General features: G+C 39.9%; 24 protein-coding genes. All 24 read left to right on the forward strand.

Features of this window, described 5'->3' with window-relative positions; translation table 11 throughout:
• Positions 1–125: 125 nt before the first annotated feature.
• Positions 126–1,988, forward strand: coding sequence for a PTS beta-glucoside transporter subunit IIBCA (locus tag BHF69_RS12500; RefSeq protein WP_075672137.1), 1,863 nt, complete (start codon positions 126–128; stop codon positions 1,986–1,988).
• Positions 1,989–2,200: 212 nt separating this feature from the next.
• On the forward strand, positions 2,201–3,133 hold the full coding sequence (locus tag BHF69_RS12505; RefSeq protein WP_075672139.1) for a calcium/sodium antiporter: 933 nt from the start codon (positions 2,201–2,203) through the stop codon (positions 3,131–3,133).
• 82 nt (positions 3,134–3,215) lie between these two features.
• Positions 3,216–5,084, forward strand: a complete 1,869-nt coding sequence (locus BHF69_RS12510) for a CapA family protein (protein WP_075672141.1) — start codon at positions 3,216–3,218, stop codon at positions 5,082–5,084.
• Positions 5,085–5,353: 269 nt separating this feature from the next.
• Positions 5,354–6,178: a 4Fe-4S binding protein gene (locus BHF69_RS12515; RefSeq protein WP_075672143.1), complete on the forward strand. Its 825-nt coding sequence runs from the start codon at positions 5,354–5,356 to the stop codon at positions 6,176–6,178.
• Positions 6,179–6,210: 32 nt separating this feature from the next.
• Positions 6,211–7,251, forward strand: coding sequence for a threonine aldolase family protein (locus tag BHF69_RS12520; protein ID WP_075672145.1), 1,041 nt, complete (start codon positions 6,211–6,213; stop codon positions 7,249–7,251).
• A 111-nt stretch (positions 7,252–7,362) separates the two neighbouring features.
• Complete coding sequence (trxA, locus tag BHF69_RS12525) at positions 7,363–7,686, forward strand: thioredoxin (RefSeq protein WP_075672147.1); 324 nt, start codon at positions 7,363–7,365, stop codon at positions 7,684–7,686.
• Positions 7,683–8,609 carry a thioredoxin-disulfide reductase gene (gene trxB, locus BHF69_RS12530; RefSeq protein ID WP_075672149.1) on the forward strand — a complete coding sequence of 309 codons (927 nt, stop codon included), beginning with the start codon at positions 7,683–7,685 and terminating at the stop codon, positions 8,607–8,609. Before trxA ends, trxB begins: the two co-directional genes overlap by 4 nt.
• Positions 8,610–8,750: 141 nt before the next feature.
• Complete coding sequence (locus BHF69_RS12535) at positions 8,751–9,560, forward strand: ABC transporter permease (RefSeq protein WP_075672151.1); 810 nt, start codon at positions 8,751–8,753, stop codon at positions 9,558–9,560.
• A gap of 10 nt (positions 9,561–9,570) precedes the next feature.
• On the forward strand, positions 9,571–10,383 hold the full coding sequence (locus BHF69_RS12540; RefSeq protein ID WP_075672152.1) for an ABC transporter ATP-binding protein: 813 nt from the start codon (positions 9,571–9,573) through the stop codon (positions 10,381–10,383).
• 133 nt (positions 10,384–10,516) lie between these two features.
• The gene (locus tag BHF69_RS12545) at positions 10,517–11,986 is read left to right on the forward strand and encodes an IS1182 family transposase (protein ID WP_075672154.1); all 1,470 of its coding nucleotides are present in this window, start codon (positions 10,517–10,519) and stop codon (positions 11,984–11,986) included.
• Between the two features lie 312 nt (positions 11,987–12,298).
• Positions 12,299–13,135, forward strand: coding sequence for a transporter substrate-binding domain-containing protein (locus tag BHF69_RS12550; protein ID WP_330393140.1), 837 nt, complete (start codon positions 12,299–12,301; stop codon positions 13,133–13,135).
• Positions 13,136–13,234: 99 nt separating this feature from the next.
• Positions 13,235–13,882, forward strand: a complete 648-nt coding sequence (locus tag BHF69_RS12555) for an amino acid ABC transporter permease (RefSeq protein ID WP_075672158.1) — start codon at positions 13,235–13,237, stop codon at positions 13,880–13,882.
• A gap of 3 nt (positions 13,883–13,885) precedes the next feature.
• The gene (locus tag BHF69_RS12560; RefSeq protein ID WP_075672160.1) at positions 13,886–14,671 is read left to right on the forward strand and encodes an amino acid ABC transporter ATP-binding protein; all 786 of its coding nucleotides are present in this window, start codon (positions 13,886–13,888) and stop codon (positions 14,669–14,671) included.
• Positions 14,672–14,780: 109 nt separating this feature from the next.
• Entirely contained in the window at positions 14,781–15,080 is a 300-nt protein-coding gene (locus BHF69_RS12565) for a hypothetical protein (protein WP_075672162.1), read from the forward strand.
• Between the two features lie 62 nt (positions 15,081–15,142).
• Complete coding sequence (locus BHF69_RS12570; RefSeq protein WP_158022584.1) at positions 15,143–16,156, forward strand: pyridoxal phosphate-dependent aminotransferase; 1,014 nt, start codon at positions 15,143–15,145, stop codon at positions 16,154–16,156.
• A 32-nt stretch (positions 16,157–16,188) separates the two neighbouring features.
• Complete coding sequence (locus BHF69_RS12575) at positions 16,189–16,845, forward strand: IS607 family transposase (protein ID WP_143249561.1); 657 nt, start codon at positions 16,189–16,191, stop codon at positions 16,843–16,845.
• On the forward strand, positions 16,775–17,953 hold the full coding sequence (locus BHF69_RS12580) for an RNA-guided endonuclease InsQ/TnpB family protein (protein WP_075672168.1): 1,179 nt from the start codon (positions 16,775–16,777) through the stop codon (positions 17,951–17,953). Before BHF69_RS12575 ends, BHF69_RS12580 begins: the two co-directional genes overlap by 71 nt.
• Positions 17,954–18,221: 268 nt before the next feature.
• Positions 18,222–18,371 carry a hypothetical protein gene (locus BHF69_RS14215; RefSeq protein ID WP_158022585.1) on the forward strand — a complete coding sequence of 50 codons (150 nt, stop codon included), beginning with the start codon at positions 18,222–18,224 and terminating at the stop codon, positions 18,369–18,371.
• Between the two features lie 334 nt (positions 18,372–18,705).
• Entirely contained in the window at positions 18,706–19,566 is an 861-nt protein-coding gene (locus BHF69_RS12590; RefSeq protein ID WP_442855875.1) for an ATPase, T2SS/T4P/T4SS family, read from the forward strand.
• A gap of 4 nt (positions 19,567–19,570) precedes the next feature.
• Entirely contained in the window at positions 19,571–20,917 is a 1,347-nt protein-coding gene (locus BHF69_RS12595) for a hypothetical protein (RefSeq protein WP_075672174.1), read from the forward strand.
• 137 nt (positions 20,918–21,054) lie between these two features.
• Complete coding sequence (locus BHF69_RS14600; RefSeq protein WP_278277077.1) at positions 21,055–21,189, forward strand: hypothetical protein; 135 nt, start codon at positions 21,055–21,057, stop codon at positions 21,187–21,189.
• Between the two features lie 16 nt (positions 21,190–21,205).
• Positions 21,206–21,688 (forward strand): hypothetical protein, encoded by a 483-nt coding sequence (locus BHF69_RS12600; protein WP_075672176.1) that lies wholly within the window; start codon positions 21,206–21,208, stop codon positions 21,686–21,688.
• Positions 21,685–22,014, forward strand: coding sequence for a hypothetical protein (locus BHF69_RS12605; RefSeq protein WP_075672178.1), 330 nt, complete (start codon positions 21,685–21,687; stop codon positions 22,012–22,014). Before BHF69_RS12600 ends, BHF69_RS12605 begins: the two co-directional genes overlap by 4 nt.
• 9 nt (positions 22,015–22,023) lie before the next feature.
• Positions 22,024–22,362: a hypothetical protein gene (locus BHF69_RS12610; RefSeq protein ID WP_075672180.1), complete on the forward strand. Its 339-nt coding sequence runs from the start codon at positions 22,024–22,026 to the stop codon at positions 22,360–22,362.
• Positions 22,363–22,365: the final 3 nt, after the last annotated feature.

Below are 22,365 nucleotides of genomic sequence, written 5' to 3' on the forward strand. Positions count from 1 at the left end.
GTGTAAAGAATTCAATAAAAATGGGTTGCAGAATTTGACGTTTTACAGTAATATGGGTTAAACTTAGCATGAAATGGACTTTGGAAATTAAGTAGAAAAGCAATAATCGAAAAGGAGATGAGATTATGGCGATCAATCATAGAAAATGCGCAAAAGAAATTTTTGACTGCTTGGGTGGAAAAGAAAATATTGTAAGTATTACCCATTGTGCCACTAGATTGCGTCTTGTAGTTGCAGAATATGACAAAGTAAATATGGAACATATGGAAAAGGTGGATGGAATCAAAGGGATCTTTCGTAATAATGGACAGATTCAGCTTATCATCGGAACTGGTTCTGTAGAAAAAGTTTATGAAGAATTCTTAAAGATCAACAAACATGCATTGGTCAATAAGAAAACAATTTTGGAAAAAATGATGCAGTTGCTGGGCAATATCTTCATCCCGATTGTTCCTGCTATCGTAGCAGCTGGGTTGATGATGGGATGTTTGGATGTATTACAAACGGTATCAACGACTTTTGCAGGAAGTGACTGGTGCGATATTTTAAGCCTGTTTGCGAATACTGCATTTTTATTTCTGCCCATTTTAATTGCCATATCGGCGGCCAAGGTATTTGGAGGTAATATCTATCTTGCAGCCATTATTGGAATTATTATGGTACATCCAAGTTTGATCAATGCCTGGGACGTAGGAAAGATGGCTTCTACAGAGATTCCAACCTGGAACATTTGGTTCTTACGTATCCGCCAGATAGGATACCAGGGACATGTGATACCGGTTGTTTTGGTCGTGTGGTTGATGAGTAAACTGGAGAAGCAATTGCATAAGCGGATACCAGAAGTTGTGGATTTATTCGTGACACCACTGTGTACGGTAGTCGTAGGAGGATTTTTGGCTCTGGGTATTATAGGACCGATCTTCTCTTCAGCAGAGAATTCTATCGTACATTTGACAGAATATCTGATTGCGGGCGGCAATAAACTTGGAAGTATGATCATGGGGACCATATACCCGGTGACTGTCGTGACAGGAGTTCATCACATGTATAATGTGGTGGAAACAGGTATGCTGGCCAAAGGACTCAACACATGGATGCCTATTGTGTCTGCAGCTAATGTGGCACAGGCAGCAGCCTGTCTGGCAGTAGGAATGAAGGCGAAGAATGGAAAGACAAAGGCCGTGGCAATTCCATCTGCGATATCAGCGGCACTTGGAATTACAGAACCAGCAATCTTCGGTGTGAATTTAAGGCTGATAAAGCCATTTTTGTGTAGTATGATTGGAGGGGGAATTGGTGCCTTTGTTGCAGCGGCTCTTCATGTGGGAGCGACCTCCTATGGAGTATCCGGAATCCTTGGTTTTCTCATTACCTGGGGCTTTATGTTCCAATATGGGATCACGATACTGGTTGCATTTGCCAGTTCTTTTGTTCTGACATGGGTAGTCTGGAATGAAAATCCACAGGAATCAGATGCGCTGTCTGTAGAAAATATCCTGGATGTGGTTCAGCCGGAAGCGGCAGCAGAACGGAAAAGGGAAAAGGTGATCTATGCACCGGTGAAAGGAACGATCATTCGAAGAGAAGATTTTTCTGATCCCATTTTTGCATCTGGTGTTCTTGGAGAAGGAGTGGGAATCGAACCGGAGACGGGAATGATCGTAGCACCATTGGATGGAATGGTTACCTCTGTTACCGATAGCCTGCATGCGCTTGGTATTTCTGGCCCTCAAGGAATGCGGGTGCTGATTCAGGTAGGTGTAGATACGGTAAACATGAAGGGAGAAGGATTCCAGCTTTTTGTGACTGAGGGAGAGCAGGTAAGGGCAGGTCAGAAGCTGCTCAAATTCGATATGAATAAGATTCATGAAGCAGGATATAGTACTGTAACGGCCGTGCTGGTTACTAATAGCGAAGAATACGAAAGCTGTACGGTGGAGAAGACAGGGCACACAGAGGTTATGGAAAAATTAATAACGGTGCAGTAAGGATCATCAATTGACAGACGGCTTTAGATTTGATAGAATTCAGATGATATTAGGGAGTAGTTCACATTCTAATAGAATGTTATGCATCACGTCATCACGTCGATAGAGACCGGGATGTATACTGAAAGAAGAACGAGACTTTTATCGCATTTTTTTGATGCGATAAAAGTCTTTTTTACATTAAAAAATTTCTAATGGAAAGGAAAAGAGATATGGAAATTTTAATTCAATTTGTATTGCTGGTTGGTGGATTTTCATTGTTAGCAAAGGGGGCAGACTGGTTTGTAGATGGTGCTGCAGGAATTGCAGAAAAATTTGGGATTCCACAGCTGGTCATCGGGCTTACGATTGTGGCTATGGGAACCAGTGCGCCGGAAGCAGCTGTCAGTATTACAGCGGCACTTAGAGGAAGTGCAGCCATTACCATTGGAAATGTGGTAGGAAGTAATATTTTAAATGTATTGATTATTTTAGGACTTACAGCGGTAATTACTTCTGTGTCTGTTGCAAAGTCTACAGTAACATATGAGATTCCATATATGATCTTTATAACATTACTGTTAATCGCATTTGGCTACACCGGAGGGCAGATAACATTGATAGAAGGTGTTCTGCTATGGGTATGTTTTCTCATTTATCTGGCCTATTTGTTTAAAATGGCAAAGGAGAATAAAGAAGAAGCAGAAGATCAGGCTCAGGAGAAATCCATTGCTAGATTATTTGCACTAACGGTGATTGGACTTGTCGGTATTATATTGGGAAGTGATGTTACGGTGGATGCAGCGACAGCCATTGCCAAGGCAGTTGGCTTGAGCCAGAGATTTATTGGCCTGACCATCGTGGCATTGGGAACCTCACTTCCTGAGCTGTTTACTTCGGTATCAGCGGCAATAAAAGGAAAAGCAGATATTGCCATTGGAAATATCGTAGGAAGTAATGTTTTTAATGTGCTCTTTGTTGTAGGAACCACAGCATTGATCACACCAGTGGTATTTATGCCTAAATTTGTGATTGATACATTGATCGCAGCGGGAGCAGGAGTTCTTTTATGGGCTTGTGTATGGAAAAAACAGAAATTACAAAGGAGTCATGGAGTAATCATGCTGATATGCTATGGAGCATATTTTGCATATCTGTTATTATAACTTAGTAGAAGATGTTAAAGCCTCCATGTGAATAGGAGGCTGACTTGAAAAAAGGTATGAAACAGGGTGTAGGAGGATCAAGATGAATGTAGAATTTCCGATGAATGAGTATGAATATAAGAGTCCCAGCTATGAACAAAAGGAACGAAAAAAGAGCTTTGTCATTCATGAAGAACAATGTGCTAGAGAAAGTAGATATGTATATAAGGATGGAATCTATTATTCTAAAGAAAAGGAAAAAGATGAGATTTCTTTATTATTTACCGGAGACCTGCTCTGTCAGGAAGGGATGCTTTATGGATATCGGAAGCAGGGAGATGATTATGATTTTAAACTGGGATTTGATTATGTAAGACCCCTGTTTTGCGCAGCCGATTTTGTAGCAGGAAATCTGGAGACACCGGTTTCTGATCAGGCTCCATATCGGGGAGAAATCTTAAGCCATGAAGGGCCGTTTTATTGTAATGCGCCTGTTGAATACTTAGAGGCGTTAAAGTATGCTGGATTTGATATGCTTACAACTGCCAATAATCATACGATTGATGCAGGAGCACAGGGAATCTATGATACGATTGCCAATATAAAAAAGTTTGATTTTATTCAGACAGGAACCTTTGTAGAAAAAACAGATAAGTTTGTCATTGTAGATATTTGTGGATTTAAGATTGGATTTACTGCTTTTTCCAAGACATATAATTCTATGCAGGTGAATCTGACTGTCAAAGGAAGAATGACCCTGCTGAATACATTTACAGAAAAAAGGGCCCAAAGTGTATACAAAGCAATGAAAGAACAGGGAGCGGAATATACCATCTGTTTTCCACACTGGGGAAAGGAATTTTCTACAGAAATATCCAAAAACCAGAGAAAGATGGCAGAAACTCTCGTAAACATCGGATATGATATGATTGCGGGAGCCCATGCACATCTGGTGCAGTCATTTGAGATGATAGAAGGCAAGCCTGTGGTATTTTCTATGGGAAATCTAATGACCCATTTAAGATTGAGTGAGTTCCAGAAGGATACCCAGTATCCGGTAATCTGTAGTCTTCGTCTTAAAAGAGAAGGGGGAAAAATTCTATCAAAGGTAGAGTTTATTCCATGTAGAATTTTAAGCTATGTTGATGGTGTTCCCTATAGGGTGGTGCCATATGATCGGAATCTGACCATGCCGAAAAATATCTGGGATCGTCTTAAAGAGGTTCCTAAAATCATACAGGGCTTTTTGAAAACAGGAGAGGAAGTCCTTGATCTGGAATATCCAGTGGATGAAGAGGCAGTACAGAAATTAAAGCAGATGGAGCTTAAGCACAAAGAACGGATAGAAAGTATTGCAAGAAGGAGAAATCAGGTAAGATCTAAAAAAGAAAATGAAGCAAGAGTAACGGAGATATTAGCACAGCACGGATTTTTGGATGAGGATCGAAAAGACATCATAATTAGAAAAAGTGGTGTGTATCAAAAGAAGGAAAATGAAATTCAAATGACCATCGTTACTTCAGAAAGTCAGGTGTTAAAGCTCGAAAAAGCGATTGATGGAATTCCGGTAACTTCTGTTGCGAATAAAGAACAGGGAAACGATATTACCCGGATCTTATATATTGGAGATTCTGTCCGGGAAATTAAAAAAGGAGCATTTCAGAAATTTTCCAGACTGGAAAGTGTCAGACTCTTTAAGGGCCTGGAAGTGATCGAAGGGCAGGCTTTTATGGAGTGCCAGAGACTGACGGGTGTTATTCTTCCAGGCACATTAACGACCATTGGAGAGAAGGCTTTTATGAATTGTACCAGCCTGATGAGTGTTAAGATTCCGCCAAGTGTAACTAAAATCGGAAGGAAAGCATTTGCCGGATGTAAGAAGCTGACCATTTATTGTGAGAAGAATTCTTACGCTTACCGGTATGCTAAACTTCGTCGCATACCGGTAAAAGTAATGCCACTGTCCCTGTAGGAAAAAGCGGTTTCTGCAAAGATGAGTGTTTCGTTAGTTATGAACGCCATCTGACGAGATAGATGATTCCTACAAGGTCGAAATCGTATTCCATTGTAAGTTATGTCCTTTCTTTTCATAAATTTTATCTTAACAAAATAAACAATAGAAAACAACATGTGTTATAATATCAATCAGATAATTCGGAGCCGCTTTCTGAATATTTCGAAATAATAAAGCAAATGAGGGATTATTATGTATACAATTATGAGAATGAATGGAGGACCGCAATGAAGATTGAAACGATTTGGGCCATGTACTTTAGTCCGGTTTCCACTACTGGACAGTTGGTAGAAGCTATGGCAAAGAAAGCATCGAAAAAGCTGGGAAATGTTTCGGTAAAGGTCTATGACTGGACGCTTCCGGAGGCAAGAAGGCGAGTGCCCTCATTGGGAGAGAAAGATTTTGTATTTTTGGGAACGCCGACGTATGCTGGAAGAGTTCCCAATAAGCTGATGCCTTTTATCAGGGATAGATTAAAGGGCAATGGAGCTCGTGGAGCAGCAGTTGTCACTTATGGGAATCGCAGCTATGATGATGCATTGATTGAATTATATGATCTTATGAAGCGGAATCACTTCCAGATGACAGGGGCGGCAGCATTTGTCTGTCAGCATGTATTTTCAGATCAGCTGGCCAGTGGAAGACCAGATAAAAAAGATAGGAAGCAGGCAGAAGAATTTGCTGTTAAGGCAGTTTCAGGAGAACCAGGACCAGAACTTGATAAGAAGATACCAGGGAATCGTCCAGTTGGACCATATTATGTACCAAAGGGGGAGGACGGAAGTCCAGTCCGGTTTCTGACTGCCAAGCCGGTTACTTCTGAAGAATTTTGTGACCGTTGTGGAAAGTGTGCCAGCGTTTGTCCTATGGGCTGTATTTCCAAAGAGGATGTGACAAAAACCACTGGCATCTGCATTAAATGCCAGGCATGCATTCATAAGTGTCCTAAGGGAGCAAAATTTTTTGATGATCCGGCGTTTTTGAGTCACAAGAAGATGCTGGAGCAGCATTATGCAAAGCAAAAGTTAAAAAATGAGATTTATGTGCTATAATCGTTAGCAGAAATGTACTTAGGAGGAAGAAGATGCTGTCATTTGAAAGTGATTATACAGAAGGAGCACATCCGAAGATTTTAGAAAAGTTATGTGAGACCAATATGGAGAAGCTGCCTGGCTATGGAAGTGACCCATATTGTGAAAGTGCAAAGAATAAGATTCGAAAAGCTTGTGGATGTCCGGAAGCGGAAGTTATGTTTTTAGTAGGTGGGACTCAGACAAACGCGACGGTCATTGATGCCATGTTAGAAAAATACGAAGGAGTCTTGGCCGTACAGACAGGACATGTCAGTGTCCATGAAGCAGGAGCCATTGAATATACCGGACATAAGGTTTTGGAACTGCCTTCCCATGATGGGAAGATGGATGCAGAGGAGCTGGAAGAATATCTTCAGAAGTTCTGGCAGGATGAAACTCATGAACATATGGTATTTCCAGGCATGGTTTACCTGTCCCATCCGACGGAATATGGAACGCTTTACAGCAGGGAGGAACTGAAAGCAATTTCTGTTGTATGCCAGCAGTTTCACATTCCATTATATCTGGATGGAGCACGGCTTGGATATGGGCTGATGAGTCAGGAAACCGATGTGACCCTGCAGGTGGTAGCCAAATATTGTGATGTATTTTATATTGGAGGAACTAAGGTTGGAGCACTGTGCGGAGAAGCGGTGGTATTTACCAAAAAAAACATGCCAAAATATTTTATGACCATGGTAAAGCAGCATGGGGCGCTTCTGGCAAAAGGACGTCTTCTAGGGATTCAATTTGACGCATTATTTACGGATGAATTATATTTTAAGATTAGCAAGCATGCTATCTTAATGGCACAGCTGCTCAAAGAAGGATTTCAGGAAAGAGGATATGAGTTCTATCTGGAATCTCCAACGAATCAGCAGTTTATCGTATTGGAAAATGAAGAAATGGAACGATTAAAGGAAAAAGTTTCCTTTGGCTTCTGGGAAAAAGTCGATGACAAGCATACCGTTGTCCGTTTTGCAACCAGTTGGGCTACCCAAAAGGAAGATGTGGACCGTCTGATGGAAGTGCTGGAAGAAAATAAAAAATAGAAATTAAAATGCCTTTACCTGCATCGGGGATGCGTGTAAAGGTATTTTTGTATAAAAAAAAGATGATTTGAGAATCCTAATGCCAGAAAACCGAGAGAAAGGAGATAGAGGATGGCAGTTATAAAAGTGGCAAAGGATCATTTTGAGCAGGAGGTCCTAAAAGCAAAGCAGCCGATCATTTTGGATTTTTGGGCAGCCTGGTGTGGCCCGTGTCAGGTACTGATGCCGGTAATGGAAGAAATTGCGCAGGAGGAGAGGCAGATAAAAATCTGTAAGATCAATGTGGATGAGGAACCGGAATTAGCCAGGAGATATAAGATCCAGACTATTCCAACGCTGGTATATATAAAGGAGGGGGAGATTGTAGACAGGATGTCTGGGGTAAGATCCAAAGGTGAGATTGTAGAGATCATAGAGAGGAAGCTAAAGTCATGATGGAATATGATATCGTTATCGTCGGAGCTGGACCGGCAGGACTTTCTGCAGCAATTTATGGAAAAAGAGCAGGGAAAAAGGTTCTGATTCTGGAAAAGCAAAGCTATGGAGGACAGATCATAAATACGCCAGCGGTGGAAAATTATCCTGGAATTCCAATGATTTCTGGCTTTGCATTTGCATCTGCACTGTATCAACAAGTGGTAGATCTGGGAGCAGAGATCAAGTATGAAAAGGTCAATGGGATAGCAGAGGAAGGAAATTTTAAAATCATACAGACTGATCAGGCATCTTACAGGGGAAGGACAGTGATTCTTGCTACAGGAGCCAGAAATCGTCCTTTAGGACTGGAGGGGGAACAGGAATGGATTGGAGCAGGGGTGTCCTATTGTGCTGCCTGCGATGGAATGTTTTACAAAGGAAAGACAACCGCAGTCGTTGGAGGCGGCAATACCGCATTGGAAGATGCGCTGATCTTAAGTGAATATTGCAGAAAGGTATATCTGATCCACCGAAGAGATACCTTCCGCGGTGAAGCAGTGCGCCTGCATATATTAGAAGAAAAAGACCAGGTAGAGATTTTGCGAGACAGTCAGGTTACAAAGCTTCATGGAAAGGATCGATTAGAAGGGATTACCGTTATTCATCATAAGGAAGAGAAGACACGGGAAATCTCAGTGGATGGATTGTTTGTAGCAATTGGACAGATGCCGGAAAACGATGCTTTTTACAATGTTGTAAAACTGGATTTTGCCGGTTATATTTTGGCAGGAGAGGAATGCAGGACAAGTACTCCTGGCATTTTTGCAGCAGGAGACTGCAGGACAAAGGAAATCCGACAGCTGACCACAGCGGCAGCTGATGGCACAATAGCAGCATTACAGGCATGCAGTTATCTGTATAAACATTTTTCTTTTTTGTAATGATAAAATAACCCCAGCGGAGTTTTGACAAACTTCGCTTTTTCTATTATAATGGCAGAGACAAAGGAAGCGTATTGTATTTTTTTATAACAAATATTTGGAATAAAACCCATTTTCTGGTTTTGTTTAGAGGAGAAAATTATGTTTAAAAGTGTAAAATACGTTCTGGATGAAAACCTTAATAATCTTTATCGAATTTATTCGATTGCGAAATATGAATTATTAAGTGATATGCGAGAATCCAATCTGGGGTTATTTTGGAATTTTGCACATCCACTGATCCAGATCGTGACTTATTGGTTTGTATTTGGACTGGTATTCAATAGAAAGGATGTGGATGGCATTCCTTTCATTCAATGGATGCTTGGAGGTATGGTCGTATGGTTTTTTATCAATCCATGTATTACGAAGGGATGTAATGCCATTTATACCAAGCGGAATGTGGTAACGAAGATGAAGTTTCCGGTCAGTATTCTGCCTGCCACGGTAGTGTTACAGGAATTATTTAATCATCTGTGTATTTTGATCATAGTAGTACTCTTTATGATGGTTCAGGGAAGGATGCCAAGTATATATTGGCTGGAGCTTTTGTATTATATGCCGTGTGCATTTATTTTTGCCACGTCATTAAGTATGCTGACTTCTGTGTTGAATATGCTTGCCAGAGACGTAAGAAAGATGATCCTGGCATGTATGAGGATGCTTTTGTATCTGACACCAATCCTGTGGCCGATCGACCGGCTGAAGGATTATAAATTGATTACATTTATCGTAAAGGTAAATCCGATTTATTATATTGTATGTGGTTACCGAGATGCATTCTTCTACCATAGGGGACTCTGGCCTTATCATAAACAGATGTTGGCCTTCTGGGTGATCACTCTGGTGATTTTTGTAATTGGAAGCTGTATGATGTTCAAATTCAAACGTAAGATTATTGATTTGATTTAAGAGGTGTGGGATGGTAGAAAAAGAATATGCGATTAAGTTTGATCATGTATCAAAGATCTATACACTAAAATCTAAGCAGAATAAACAGAAGAAGAAACAGCAGTTCTACGCACTGAAGGATATCAGCTTTGAAATTCCGAAGGGAGAGGTTGTTGGAATCCTGGGGACCAATGGATCAGGAAAGTCTACCATGTCTGTTGTTCTGGCAGGAATCTCCGAGGCCAATGAAGGAAGCATGATCGTCAATGGGGAACAGGCATTGATTGCCATTAATACCGGATTGAACGGCCAGCTGACCGGGATGGAGAATATCGAATTAAAAGGAGCACTCTTAGGACTTCCGAAAAAGAGGATTGAGGAGATCAAGGACGGAGTAATTGAGTTTGCAGAGATTGGAGACTTTTTATACCAGCCGGTTAAGAAGTATTCCAGCGGTATGAAGTCCAGATTAGGATTTTCCATTAATCTATGTCTGGATCCGGATATTATGATCGTAGATGAAGCGCTGTCTGTAGGTGACCGTGGATTTGCGAGAAAGTGTCTGCGCAAGATGAAGGAGCTGAAGGAACAGGGAAAGACGATTATCTTTATTTCCCATTCTTTAAAGCAGGTGCAGGACTTCTGTGATACAGCCATCTGGATTGAAGGTGGAGTTCTTCAGGAATATGGTCCGATTGATGAAGTATGTGCTCACTATTCGACTTATGTAGAATTTATGAACTGCTTAAAGCCGAAGGAGAAGAAGAGACTTCAGGAACGAAAGTTTGAACGAAGAATCATAAAAGAGGATAAAAGGACCTTTTTCCAAAAGTTATTAAATTAAAGAAAAAACTAAGCTGTATGAATGATTTCATACAGCTTCAGACTGTAGACAAAGTCCCGGCGAAAGCCGGGCTTTTCTATGTTTACGACCGTTTTTCTGATATAATTGAAATATCAGAAAGGCGGTGTTTTTTATGATGACAAAAAATGCAGACAAAAAAAGGGAACAGATGATGATGTTCTGTATGGATGACATGGTTCCTCAAAACCATATGCTGCGTTTGATTGATAAAGCCATCGACTGGACTTTTATCTATGATCTTGTAGAAGAAAAATACTGTTCTGATAATGGAAGACCCAGCATGGATCCTGTTATGCTGATCAAAATTCCTTTTATTCAATACCTTTATGGAATTAAAAGTATGAGACAGACTATCAAGGAGATTGAAGTAAACGTTGCTTACAGATGGTTCCTTGGATTAGACATGATGGATCCGGTACCACATTTTTCAACCTTTGGAAAAAACTATACACGCCGTTTTAAGGACACAGATCTTTTTGAGCAGATCTTTGCAAAAATATTGGAAGACTGCATGAAATTTAAACTGGTGGACACCGATCAGATCTTTGTGGATTCCACTCATGTGAAAGCATGTGCAAACAGCAAAAAAATGCGAAAAAGAGTTGCACAGGAACAGGCCCTTTGGTATGAAGAGAAACTACAGAAGGAAATATCCAGGGATCGTGAAGCGCATGGGAAAAAGCCTTTGAAAGAAAAAGACAAAAATGATCCCCCATCCGGCAGCGGGAGCGGTGATAATACAAAGGAAGAAGAAATTCCAGAAGGAATTAAAACGCAGAAATGCAGTATCAGTGATCCGGAAAGCGGCTGGTTTCGTAAAGGCGAGCATAAACATGTTTTTGCCTATGCAGTGGAAACAGCTTGTGATAAACATGGCTGGATCCTGGGATACAGCATTCATCCGGGGAATGAACATGACAGCCGGACATTCAAAACACTTTATGACAAGATAAAGATCTATTCACCGGCTATGATCATAGCAGATGCCGGTTATCGTATACCAGCAATCGCCCATGAGTTGTTAGAAGATGGTATCGAGCCGCTGTTCCCATACAAAAGGCCAATGACAAAGGAAGGTTTTTTCCGAAAATATGAGTATGTATATGATGAGTATTATGACTGCTATATATGTCCGGAGAACCATATATTATCCTATCATACGACAAACAGGGAGGGTTATAGGGAATACGTAAGCTGCGGAGAAATATGTGCCAGTTGTCCAAATCTTCATAGATGTACGGAAAGCAAAGAACATATAAAAGTGATCACCCGCCATGTGTGGGAAGAATATATGGAGAAAGCAGAGGACATCAGGCATACACTTGGCAATAAACAGATATATGACTTAAGAAAGGAGACAATCGAGAGGATTTTCGGAACAGCCAAAGAGCAGCATGGATTTCGTTATACACAATACATAGGAAAAGCCCGGATGGAGATGAAAGCGGGGCTTACTTTTGCATGTATGAACCTGAAAAAACTGGCCAGGATACTGGCCAAAAGGGAAGAAAGAATCTCAACCATCCATAATATTTGGCGGTTATTAAAAGAAAAGTCATTTTTCAAAGAAAAGTGGTGCTAGAGATTATCTCCAGCACCAACTTTGTCTACAGTCTGAAGCTGTATGAATGATTTCATACAGCTTTTCTTATTACATAAGAAATTCCTCGAATTTTTTATGTAATAAGACCACTCCGTGAGGATCGCGCTGCGGCGGATAGGAAGATGTCGCAAGAGCAACCCGCCGCAGGCGTAGAATCCTGCTCTGCAGGATTCTTTTTTATCACATATCTTTACTTTAGTATGCTAATATGCTATTATGTTAGCAGAATTATTTAGCGTGAAGGCGGATACTTGTGCCTTACAGGGAAAACGGAGGAAATAAGAGATGAAGATGAAAAAAATATTAGCTCTTCTTTTAGCATGTGTGATGGCTTTTTCATTGGCAGCATGCGGAAGCAAAGAAGATGCGAAGAAAGATGACACTGCAAAGGAAAGTTCCAGTGATTGGGAAGCAATTAAGAAGTCTGGCAAGTTAAAGATTGGTATTACTATATATGAACCAATGAACTATAAGGACGAAGATGGTAAGCTGATTGGCTTCGATACAGAATATGCAGAAGCAGTATGTAAGAAGCTTGGTGTCGAACCAGAATTTATTGAAATCAACTGGGAAACAAAAGAGACGGAATTAGAATCTGGCAACATCGACTGTATCTGGAATGGATTTACCATCAGAGATGATTTAAAGGAACAGATCACATTCTCTAATCCATATATCAAGAACAAACAGGTTGTTGTTATCCAGAAGAAGAATGCAGATAAATATACAGATGCTAAGAGTTTAGAAGGTGCATCCGTATCTGCAGAAAAAGGTTCTGCAGGAGAAAAGGTAGTAACCGATGAAAAGGCATTGGGCGATGTAGAATGTGTGACTGTGTCTAAGCAGACAGATGCTTTAACAGAAGTAAAAGCAGGAACTTCTGATGCAGCAGTTCTGGATTATACACTGGCATCTTCTATGGTTGGCGAAGGAACAGATTACGATGATCTGATGATCGTTGATGGACTGGAACTGGCAGTAGAAGAATACGGAATTGGATGCCGTCTGAATAGTGATCTGGTAGATCAGTTGAACGACAAGACAGATGAATTAGTTAAGGACGGAACATTAGATAAAATTGCTGAGAAGTATGACTTAAAGGCATCATTAATTTCTAACCAGGAATAAGAAGTAACAATAGTATAAAAAGAGATCAATAAGCAACGAGGTGAGTACGAGGCAGTTCTTACCTCGTTGCTTATTGGTGATTAAAGTGAGGATGTATTTATGAGTTTGTATAATGTAACATTAAGACTTCTGGAGGGGTTTTCTGTTAGTTTTCAGCTGTTTTTTGGAACACTGATCTTTGCGATCCCTCTTGGACTGATTATTTCTTTTGGCTCTATGAGTCGGTTTAAGCCTCTTAGATGGCTGGTCCGTACATATGTATGGATTATTCGTGGAACACCGTTGATGCTGCAGCTGATCATCGTATTTTACGGGCCTGGGCTGATGTGGAATGCCACTGCTTTTTCTCGTATGAATGCAGCATTTCTGGCATTTATCATTAACTATTCTGCCTATTTTTCAGAGATTTTCCGAGGTGGGATCGAGGGTATTCCACGGGGACAGTATGAGGCAGGACAGGTTCTTGGAATGACCAAGACACAGATTTTCTTCCGGGTAGTATTGCTTCAGGTTGTAAAGAGAATCGTCCCTCCAATGAGCAATGAGATCATTACGCTGGTAAAAGATACCTCTCTTGCCAGAATTATTGCAATTCAGGAGATTACATGGTTGGCACAGGAGTATATTGCCAGTCAAGCGATCATTTGGCCACTGTTCTATTCAGGAGTTTTCTACCTGGCGTTCTGTGGTATTTTGACACTGTTGTTTGGATATATAGAAAAGAGATTAAGTTATTTCAGGGTATAAGGTATGGCAACATTAGAAGTAAAGAATATTAGTAAAAGTTTTAAAGAGACAAAAGTATTAAAGGATATTTCCTTTTCCATGGAAAAGGGAGAGGTAGTAGCGATCATCGGATCTTCTGGAAGCGGTAAGACCACACTGCTCCGTTGTCTGAATTTCCTGGAAACACCGGATAACGGACAAATTCTCGTGAATGATGAAGTGTTATATGATGCAGAAGATTCTGCTACGAAATCAGAAGCGGAGATCAGAAGAAATCGTCTGCATTTTGGTCTGGTATTTCAGTCCTTTAACTTATTTCCTCAATATACAGCAAAGGGAAATGTTATGCTGGCAGAGCAGCTTCTGGCAAAGAACAGACCAGATTATAAGAAACGGAAGAAGGAGATTTTGACAGAAATCGAAGAAAAAGCCATTCGTATATTGTCTAAGGTGGGACTTCAGGATAAGATGAATAACTATCCGCATCAGCTTTCCGGTGGACAGCAGCAGCGTGTGGCGATTGCCCGTGCACTGGCGCTTAATCCGGACATTTTATGCTTTGATGAACCGACATCCGCATTGGATCCGGAGTTAACAGGAGAGGTACTTCGGGTTATCAAGTCTCTGGCAGATCAGGATACGACCATGGTCATCGTAACCCATGAAATGGATTTTGCAAAGGACGTAGCTGACCGGGTATTATTCATGGATGGTGGAGTGATCGTGGAGCAGGGGCCACCAGAAGAAGTGTTATTAAATCCGAAAGAGGAACGGACCAAGCAGTTCTTATCACGAGTGCAGAGTATATAACGTTTTGGAATTGTAAAAAAATGAAAATCTCCTAGCCCATAAAGAGGATTTATGATAAAATAATAGTACTATATATTGTACCTAAAATTTTATGCGAGGAGGGTGAAACATGACAGTAAAAAAGGCATATGAAAATAAAGATGGCGTATTTATTGAATTTTATACGAATGATGAACTTTATTGTGGAGAGATATTAACGATTGACGGTAAAAACTATAATTCTGGTGAACACGTATTTGAGATTGTAGAGATCGATGCTGGATTAGAGAAATGTAAAATAACTGCACAGTATTTGAAGAAGGTGGATGCACCAGCAGAAGGAAAAGCGGCTAATATTACCGGTTCTCTCAAGTTAAGAAATGCAACTGGATGTTATATATACAAATTCCAGAACACAGGACAGATGTAGAATCAAGACACAAGGCCAGTGGTGATTATTACCGCTGGCTTCTTTTATTGCTAAGGAGAAGTATGTTATCAAAAAGAATTAGAACTATGACACCGTCCGCTACGAATGTATTGTTTGCCAAAGTGGCACAGCTTAGGGAGGCAGGCGAGGATATTATTTCTTTCAATGTGGGAGAACCTGATTTTCAAACACCCATAGAGGTGAGGGATGAGTGTAAAAAAGCGTTGGATGCAGGCAAGACCAAATATGCTCCTGTATCAGGGATTACCCCATTAAAAGAAGCGATTTGTGAGAAGTTTTTAAAGGACAATCGAATTGAATATGAGAAGGATCAGATCTGTATTTCTACGGGAGGAAAACAGGCAGTGTATAATGCAGTGATGGCTGTATGTGATCCGGGAGATGAGATCTTATTGCCTACTCCATGTTGGGTCAGCTATGTGGAGATGATCAAACTGGCACAGGGAATTCCAGTTCTGATACCGCCAGGAGAGGATTATCAGCTGGATTTTCATGCATTGAAGAATCGTATTACAAAAAAGACAAAAGCGATCATGATCAATACGCCCAATAATCCTACAGGTGTCTGTTATACAAAAGAAGCGTTGTTGGAGTTGGGGAAATTGGCTGTAGAGCATGATTTTTATATTATTTCGGATGAAGTATATGAGAAGCTGGTGTATGATAACAACCGTCATATTTGTATTGCAGGACTTTCAAAGGAAATTTATGACCGTTCTATTATCATCAATGGATTCTCAAAGTCACATGCAATGACTGGATGGAGAATTGGCTATACAGCAGCCTCTAAAGAAATCAGCAGGGGGATTGCTGCGCTACAGGGACATATTACTTCCAATAGTACGACTTTTGTGCAATGGGCAGCATTGGAAGGATTAAAAACCTGTGATGATTCGGTAGAGTATATGCGGAAAGAATTTGAAAAGCGCAGAGATTTTATATATGAGGCTATGAATCAGATTTCGGGTATCCATTGTACAAAGCCGGAAGGAGCGATTGTTAAGCAATCAAAAATACAGACAAATATGTTTATATGTGATACAATGTGTTTATAAAGAAAGGAGAATTATTTATGAACACATCAAATATCACAAATTATAAACCAAAAGATTTTGCTGAATTACTTGGAGTGTCAGTAAAAACTCTTCAACGTTGGGACAGAGATGGAATTCTCAAAGCAAATCGTACTCCAACTAACAGAAGATATTATACTTATGATCAATATTTACAATTCAAAGGTATCCAAACAGAGAATGATATAAGGGACACAGTAATATATGCAAGAGTTTCTACAAGAAATCAAAAAGATGATCTACAAAATCAAGTAGAGTTTTTAAAACAATTCTGTAATGCAAAAGGTATTATTGTAAATCAGTGTATTGAAGATTTTGGTAGCGGATTAAATTATAATCGAAAAAAATGGAATAAATTATTAGATGAAGTTATGGAAAATAAGATTAAAACAATAGTAATTTCAAATAAAGACAGATTTATTCGATTTGGATATGATTGGTTTGAAAAATTCTGCGAAAAATTCAATACAAAAATAATTATTGTAAACAATGAAACTCTTTCACCGAATGAAGAATTAGTTCAAGATATTATATCAATATTACATGTGTTCAGTTGCAGATTGTATGGATTTCGCAAGTATAAAAATCAGATAAAGGAGGATGAGGAAATTGCGAAAGAGTTACAAAACGGAAATAAACCCAACGCAGGAACAAATACAAAAGATAAATAAAACAATTGGAACTTGTAGATTTATTTATAATTTTTATATTGCCCATAATAAAGAACTTTATAACAAAGGTGAAAAATTTATGACGGCAAAATCTTTTAGTGTTTGGCTTAATAATGAATTTCTACCCAATCATCCGGAATATTTATGGATAAAAGATGTGAGTTCTAAGTCAGTTAAAAAATCCATGGAAAATGCGTACACTGCTTTTTCTAGATTTTTTAAAAAGCAGAGTAGATTTCCCAGATTTAAAAAAAAGAATAAGTCAGATGTGAAAATGTATTTTGTGAAAAATAATCCAAAAGACTGCTTCTGTGAAAGACATAGAATTAATATCCCTACTCTTGGATGGGTCAAATTAAAAGAAAAGGGGTACATTCCAACAACAAAGCAAGGATATGTGATCAAAAGTGGTACAGTCTCCTGCAAGGCTGGGAGATATTATGTATCAGTTTTAATAGAGATTCCTGATCAGAATAAACCACAATTAAATGATTTTGGATTAGGGATTGATTTGGGACTTAAAAATTTTGCAGTTATTAGTAATGGTATTACAAAGAAAAATATCAATAAAACTGAAAGAATAAGAAAATTAGAGAAACAATTAAAAAGAGAACAGCGTTGTCTATCGAGGAAATACGAAGACTTAAAGAAACGCAACAATAAAATGAAAGGAGAAGCCACTAGACAAAATATTCAAAAGCAGGTCTTAAAGGTACAGAAACTCCATCATAGAATAGATAATATTCGTACCGATCATATCAATAAATGTGTAAATGAGATAGTGAAAACCAAGCCATCTTATATTACCATTGAAGATTTGAATGTAAAAGGAATGATGAAGAATAGACATCTCTCTAAGGCAGTTGCTTCACAGAAATTCTATGAGTTTAGAACAAAACTTGAAGCAAAATGCAAAGAACTGGGAATGGAATTAAGAATTGTAGACAGATGGTATCCATCAAGTAAGTTATGTCATGAATGTGGTTGTATTAAGAGAGATTTAAAACTTTCTGATAGAGAATATATTTGTGAATGTGGATATCATGCTGATAGAGATTATAATGCAAGTCTTAATTTAAGAGATGCAACATCCTACAAAATAGCATAAAACAAGCGTTTGTAGGCATGTACCGATGGCTTTAGTCGGGAATTTACGACTGTGGACTGTACAAGAACTTGTGAGTAGCGTATTACTTGTAATCGCAAAAGCATACAGGATGAAGCAGTAAGAAAAGTTTGTGAAAACTTTCAATATCTCGATATGGGTATATTTGTCCATATTTTGAGTGGCAGCTTTTTATCTGATGCCGGATGTAAGCAGCTATTTTGGGAAAATGGCCTGTGGACGGAAAATAAAAACTGTGGATGATCTTTGTATGTATCTGCTGGAAGAAGCTAAAATTGCAGTTGTTCCGGGAAGTGCGTTTTGGATTCCAAGTGCCGTTCGATTTGCATATACAGATTCCATGGAACGATTGGAAGAGGGAATGGAGCGTTTTCGAAACGCTATGGAAAAATTACAATAGGATACATAGGCAGTCTTTCCTTGATATGGAAGGACTGCCGTATTTGTTACATAAGAAATTCTTCGTGAGGATTATTCTTTTTCATTCTCAAAAAAGATTGACAAAATTTTCCAAATAAATTATAATACAACTACATCAGAAAGGAGGAGATGTTATAGAAGCAAAGCTATTAACAGAGGAACAGTTTGGGCCGTTATATCCACTGATTCTGGATCATCAGATTACGGATATTAACTGGAATGGCAGACAACTTTGGATCGACCATTTAAAGCGCGGCCGATATCGTTCGGATATGACTTTAGAGACATCATTTATTCAGCAATTCACATCTCATGTGAGTAATGTTGTCAGTCTTAATTTTAATAAGCATATCCCTCTTTTGGAGGCAGAATCCAATGGCCTCCGCATTTCTATTATTCATGAAGCTTATGCCAGAAGCGGCAGGAGCATATCAATTCGAAAATCACCACCAGTCAAGCGTTTGAATGATGAATATATGATTCAACAGGAATATTGCACAAAGGAAATGCTGATATTCTTAAAGAACTGTATTCGGGCTCATATGAATCTGATCATCTGTGGTCAGGTCGGAAGTGGAAAGACAGAGCTGCTCAAGTATTTGACGGGGCAGATTCCAGCCTATGAAAGGGCGATTACCATTGAGGATAATTTAGAGATTCATTACAGTACCATTAATCCTGGAAAGGATTGTGTGGAGATTAAGGTGGATCCAGATCACTTTTCTTATACACAGGCCATTAAGGCTTCTCTGCGGCAGCTCCCCACGTGGATCTTGCTTTCCGAATCTAGAGGCGATGAGGTGCGATATTTGCTGGAATCTCTGACTACGGGCCATTATTGTCTGACGACGATGCATACCGATGATGTTCGTAAGATTCCGGAGAGAATCAAGAATATGGTTTCAGACAGCCATGCAGCCATCAGAGCAGGAAAGGAAGTGTTTATCTTTCTGGACATTTGTATTCTGCTTCGGAAGAAGGTGGATGGAAATGGGAATATCGTCAGATATATTGATCAGATTGGATGTCTCTCTTCACTGGAAGGGGGAAAACGGCAGGAAATCATTCTGCTTGCAGAGGATGGAAGGTTCGTAAATCATCAGATTCCGGCAGATGTCATGGGCAAGTTTGAGAGAAATCAGATTTATCATCCATTTGAGACAGAAGAGAGGTGAGCGGATGAAAAGAAGTTCCTGGAAATATCTTAGATTCCGACATCTGCAGACCAGAATCGAAGGATATGGATACCATTATTCTTTTTCCAGATATGCATCCATGTTGGCAGCAGGAAGTGCAGCGGTTATCGGAATCGGCAAATTAAATGGATTGGAGACCGTATTTATAGGAATATTAATGGTGGCCCTTTTGGGAGTGATACCGATACTGGTATTAAAGCAGTTTGCCTATTTGTATGATCAAAATCGTTTTCAGGATCTGGTTCGTTATATGGAGCAGATGATTTATTCTTTCCAGAAGCATCCGAAGATTATTTCTGGTCTGGAGGAGACGGAGGGGCTTTTGGATGGAGAGATTCAGTTACAGGTCCGAAAGGTCAGAGAAAGAATTGAGATGTCTCAGGCCATTACGTATAAGGAAGCGTTTTATCCCATAGAAGAAGCATATCCATGTGAGCGGTTAATGGAAATGCACGATTTCTTTATCAAGGTGGAGGAAATCGGAGGTGACTATCAGAATGCGTTAGCGGCAATCCTGGAAGACCTTAAGATGTGGACAGAACGGACATATCTTTTTCAGAGGGAACGGAGTCAGATGAAGAAAAAGATCATATGGAGCATTTTATGTGTCATGCTCTTATGTTCGGTATTATTTCGGCTTATGGCAGGCAGTTTGGAAATGATGAAGACTATGGATTCTTTCTTTTATCAGATGGGAACGACAGGGATTTTGCTAGGATTTTTATGCTTATTTGTTTTCTCTCAATGTGCATTGACCGGTACATGGCTGAAGAGGACAAAAGAGATTTCAAAGGAGCAGATACAAAAGGACTGGAGCCATATAAAGGAAGCACCAGGACAGTATCAAAGAGCGCAGAAGCGTTTACAAAGGGAAGTGGAAAAGCAATTTCCAAGGTGGCTTCGAACGATGATCTTAGGCCTTCAGACCGATAATGTATACCGGGCTATCGTAGAATCAGCGGATGATGCACCTTATGTGCTGAAGCTTCCGTTAGAAATTCTCATAGAAGAGCTAAAGGAAGATCCGGTATCCATGCGGCCATATGATCATTTCCTAAAGGAACTGCAGGTTCCCGGAATCCATTCCGCTGTAAAGATGTTATATGCTTATACAAATACGGGAACAGAAGAGGCGAAGGAACAACTTGGCCAGATCATAAAACAGAATATTCAGCTAACGGATCGGGCTGAGCGTATTCAAAATGAAGATGAGATTGCCAGGTATTTTATGCTCTTTTATGTTCCGATGTTCCTGGGAACGGCGAAAATTATGCTAGATATGTCCATGCTGTTTCTCGTAATGTTTTCGTTATGGGGAAAGATGTATTGAGAAAGAGGGAGGAAATTTAGATGAAGCATTTTTTAGAGGAATATGGAGAGACGATTTTTTTTCTTCTGTTGGCACTGACCATTGTAGCAGTTTATCGTGGACTTGTGAATCTGTCTTTGGTGTGAGGAGGAATTTTATTGAAAGAAATCATAGAAGAATATGGAACGTATGTAGCAGTGCTTTTTGTAGGAACAGGAATGCTGATTGGGTATCGACAGGTGGTAGAGTGTCTGAAAATGGCAACCTTGGTCTTTTTGGAGCAGCTCTGCTGAGGAGGAAGAAAATACGATGAAAATATGGATCGGTGAATATGGAAGATTGGTGGTTATGGTATGCTTGGGAACCTGTCTGCTGGTGTTTCTTCGGGGAGCTTTTTTGAATCAAATGAGAGAGAGGATATCCATCGGAGATGCTCCTGTAAAATCGGATCGGCCGTCTATCTCCTATGGAAGTGTACCGATTTTAAAAGGACTTGATAAGAATGGAAAGGCATTGGCACTAAAAATACCAGCAGGGGCCAAGTTTTCCCCATTGTATACAGAGGATATGATTCAGGTACAGGCAGTGGATGAAAAGGATGGGGATATTACGGACCAGATCCAGGTTTATGTCGTAGGAGAGAAAGCTGTAAAAGAACGGTTGACAGGTAATCTGGATACTTCGGGAAAGAAGCGGCATTATATCTTATCCTATGAAGTCACCAATTCTTCTGGCTTTTGGACAGGAAAGCGAATCAGTGTATTGATTACGGAAAGTGGAGGGAAAGGATGAAGCTTCCAATGTCCATGCTTTTTGGCACTATTTTATTGCTGATGACAGTGTTCGTTTTGATCGGGTGCAATCAGATTGCCTATAATACCAAAAGGGCGTGGAATTATTATGAGAAATGTGTACAGGCAATGGAAGACAGTCATTTTCAAACAGAGGTAATGGAAGAAGTCATAAAGGCGGGAAAGAAAGAGGGATACGAGATTCTGATCTGGGAGGACGGCGCCTATGAAGAGGTAAAACGGTATCGGATTACGTTGGTTTATACCATCCGCCTGCCGATACTTTCTTTGGAAAAGCAACGGGAAATCAGTGGATATGCATTATAGGAGATGAAGATGAAGCTTGGGCTGGAGACAATGATTGGAATGTTATTCTTATTAACAGGAATACTGTTCTCCTTTTCCGTCTATCACGCAGGGGTGAAAGCTTCTGATGCCAAGCAGTACCATGCGTGGGTAATGGAACGGCTGGAAGGGGCAAAATACGCCAAAGTGGTGAAGGAAGCGTGTATAGAGGAAGCCAGAGAACAGGGATATCGGCTTATCTTACAGGAAGAAACAGAAGATGAAAGAAGAATAGAAAAGGTGAGTCTGTGCTATAGTGTGGAGCTGCCATTTCTGGAAGAAGAACAGCAGTATCAGGTAAGTGGATATTCCCATATAGAGGGGAGGTGAGAA

Origin of the sequence: Anaerostipes sp. 992a (assembly GCF_001940245.1) — a bacterium.
Lineage (GTDB): Bacteria > Bacillota > Clostridia > Lachnospirales > Lachnospiraceae > Fimousia.

Excerpts from the sequence above, each read along its gene's own strand:
- BHF69_RS12520 (WP_075672145.1), top strand. The coding sequence starts at position 6,211 with ATGCTGTCATTTGAAAGTGATTATACAGAAGGAGCACATCCGAAGATT.
- BHF69_RS12535 (WP_075672151.1), top strand. The coding sequence starts at position 8,751 with ATGTTTAAAAGTGTAAAATACGTTCTGGATGAAAACCTTAATAATCTT.
- BHF69_RS12510 (WP_075672141.1), top strand. The coding sequence starts at position 3,216 with ATGAATGTAGAATTTCCGATGAATGAGTATGAATATAAGAGTCCCAGC.
- BHF69_RS12560 (WP_075672160.1), top strand. The coding sequence starts at position 13,886 with ATGGCAACATTAGAAGTAAAGAATATTAGTAAAAGTTTTAAAGAGACA.
- BHF69_RS12580 (WP_075672168.1), top strand. The coding sequence starts at position 16,775 with ATGAGGAAATTGCGAAAGAGTTACAAAACGGAAATAAACCCAACGCAG.
- BHF69_RS12545 (WP_075672154.1), top strand. The coding sequence starts at position 10,517 with ATGATGACAAAAAATGCAGACAAAAAAAGGGAACAGATGATGATGTTC.
- trxA (WP_075672147.1), top strand. The coding sequence starts at position 7,363 with ATGGCAGTTATAAAAGTGGCAAAGGATCATTTTGAGCAGGAGGTCCTA.
- BHF69_RS12595 (WP_075672174.1), top strand. The coding sequence starts at position 19,571 with ATGAAAAGAAGTTCCTGGAAATATCTTAGATTCCGACATCTGCAGACC.
- trxB (WP_075672149.1), top strand. The coding sequence starts at position 7,683 with ATGATGGAATATGATATCGTTATCGTCGGAGCTGGACCGGCAGGACTT.
- BHF69_RS12570 (WP_158022584.1), top strand. The coding sequence starts at position 15,143 with ATGTTATCAAAAAGAATTAGAACTATGACACCGTCCGCTACGAATGTA.
- BHF69_RS12505 (WP_075672139.1), top strand. The coding sequence starts at position 2,201 with ATGGAAATTTTAATTCAATTTGTATTGCTGGTTGGTGGATTTTCATTG.
- BHF69_RS12515 (WP_075672143.1), top strand. The coding sequence starts at position 5,354 with ATGAAGATTGAAACGATTTGGGCCATGTACTTTAGTCCGGTTTCCACT.
- BHF69_RS12605 (WP_075672178.1), top strand. The coding sequence starts at position 21,685 with ATGAAGCTTCCAATGTCCATGCTTTTTGGCACTATTTTATTGCTGATG.
- BHF69_RS12565 (WP_075672162.1), top strand. The coding sequence starts at position 14,781 with ATGACAGTAAAAAAGGCATATGAAAATAAAGATGGCGTATTTATTGAA.
- BHF69_RS14215 (WP_158022585.1), top strand. The coding sequence starts at position 18,222 with ATGTATCTGCTGGAAGAAGCTAAAATTGCAGTTGTTCCGGGAAGTGCG.
- BHF69_RS12610 (WP_075672180.1), top strand. The coding sequence starts at position 22,024 with ATGAAGCTTGGGCTGGAGACAATGATTGGAATGTTATTCTTATTAACA.
- BHF69_RS12500 (WP_075672137.1), top strand. The coding sequence starts at position 126 with ATGGCGATCAATCATAGAAAATGCGCAAAAGAAATTTTTGACTGCTTG.
- BHF69_RS12550 (WP_330393140.1), top strand. The coding sequence starts at position 12,299 with ATGAAAAAAATATTAGCTCTTCTTTTAGCATGTGTGATGGCTTTTTCA.
- BHF69_RS12555 (WP_075672158.1), top strand. The coding sequence starts at position 13,235 with ATGAGTTTGTATAATGTAACATTAAGACTTCTGGAGGGGTTTTCTGTT.
- BHF69_RS12600 (WP_075672176.1), top strand. The coding sequence starts at position 21,206 with ATGAAAATATGGATCGGTGAATATGGAAGATTGGTGGTTATGGTATGC.
- BHF69_RS12540 (WP_075672152.1), top strand. The coding sequence starts at position 9,571 with ATGGTAGAAAAAGAATATGCGATTAAGTTTGATCATGTATCAAAGATC.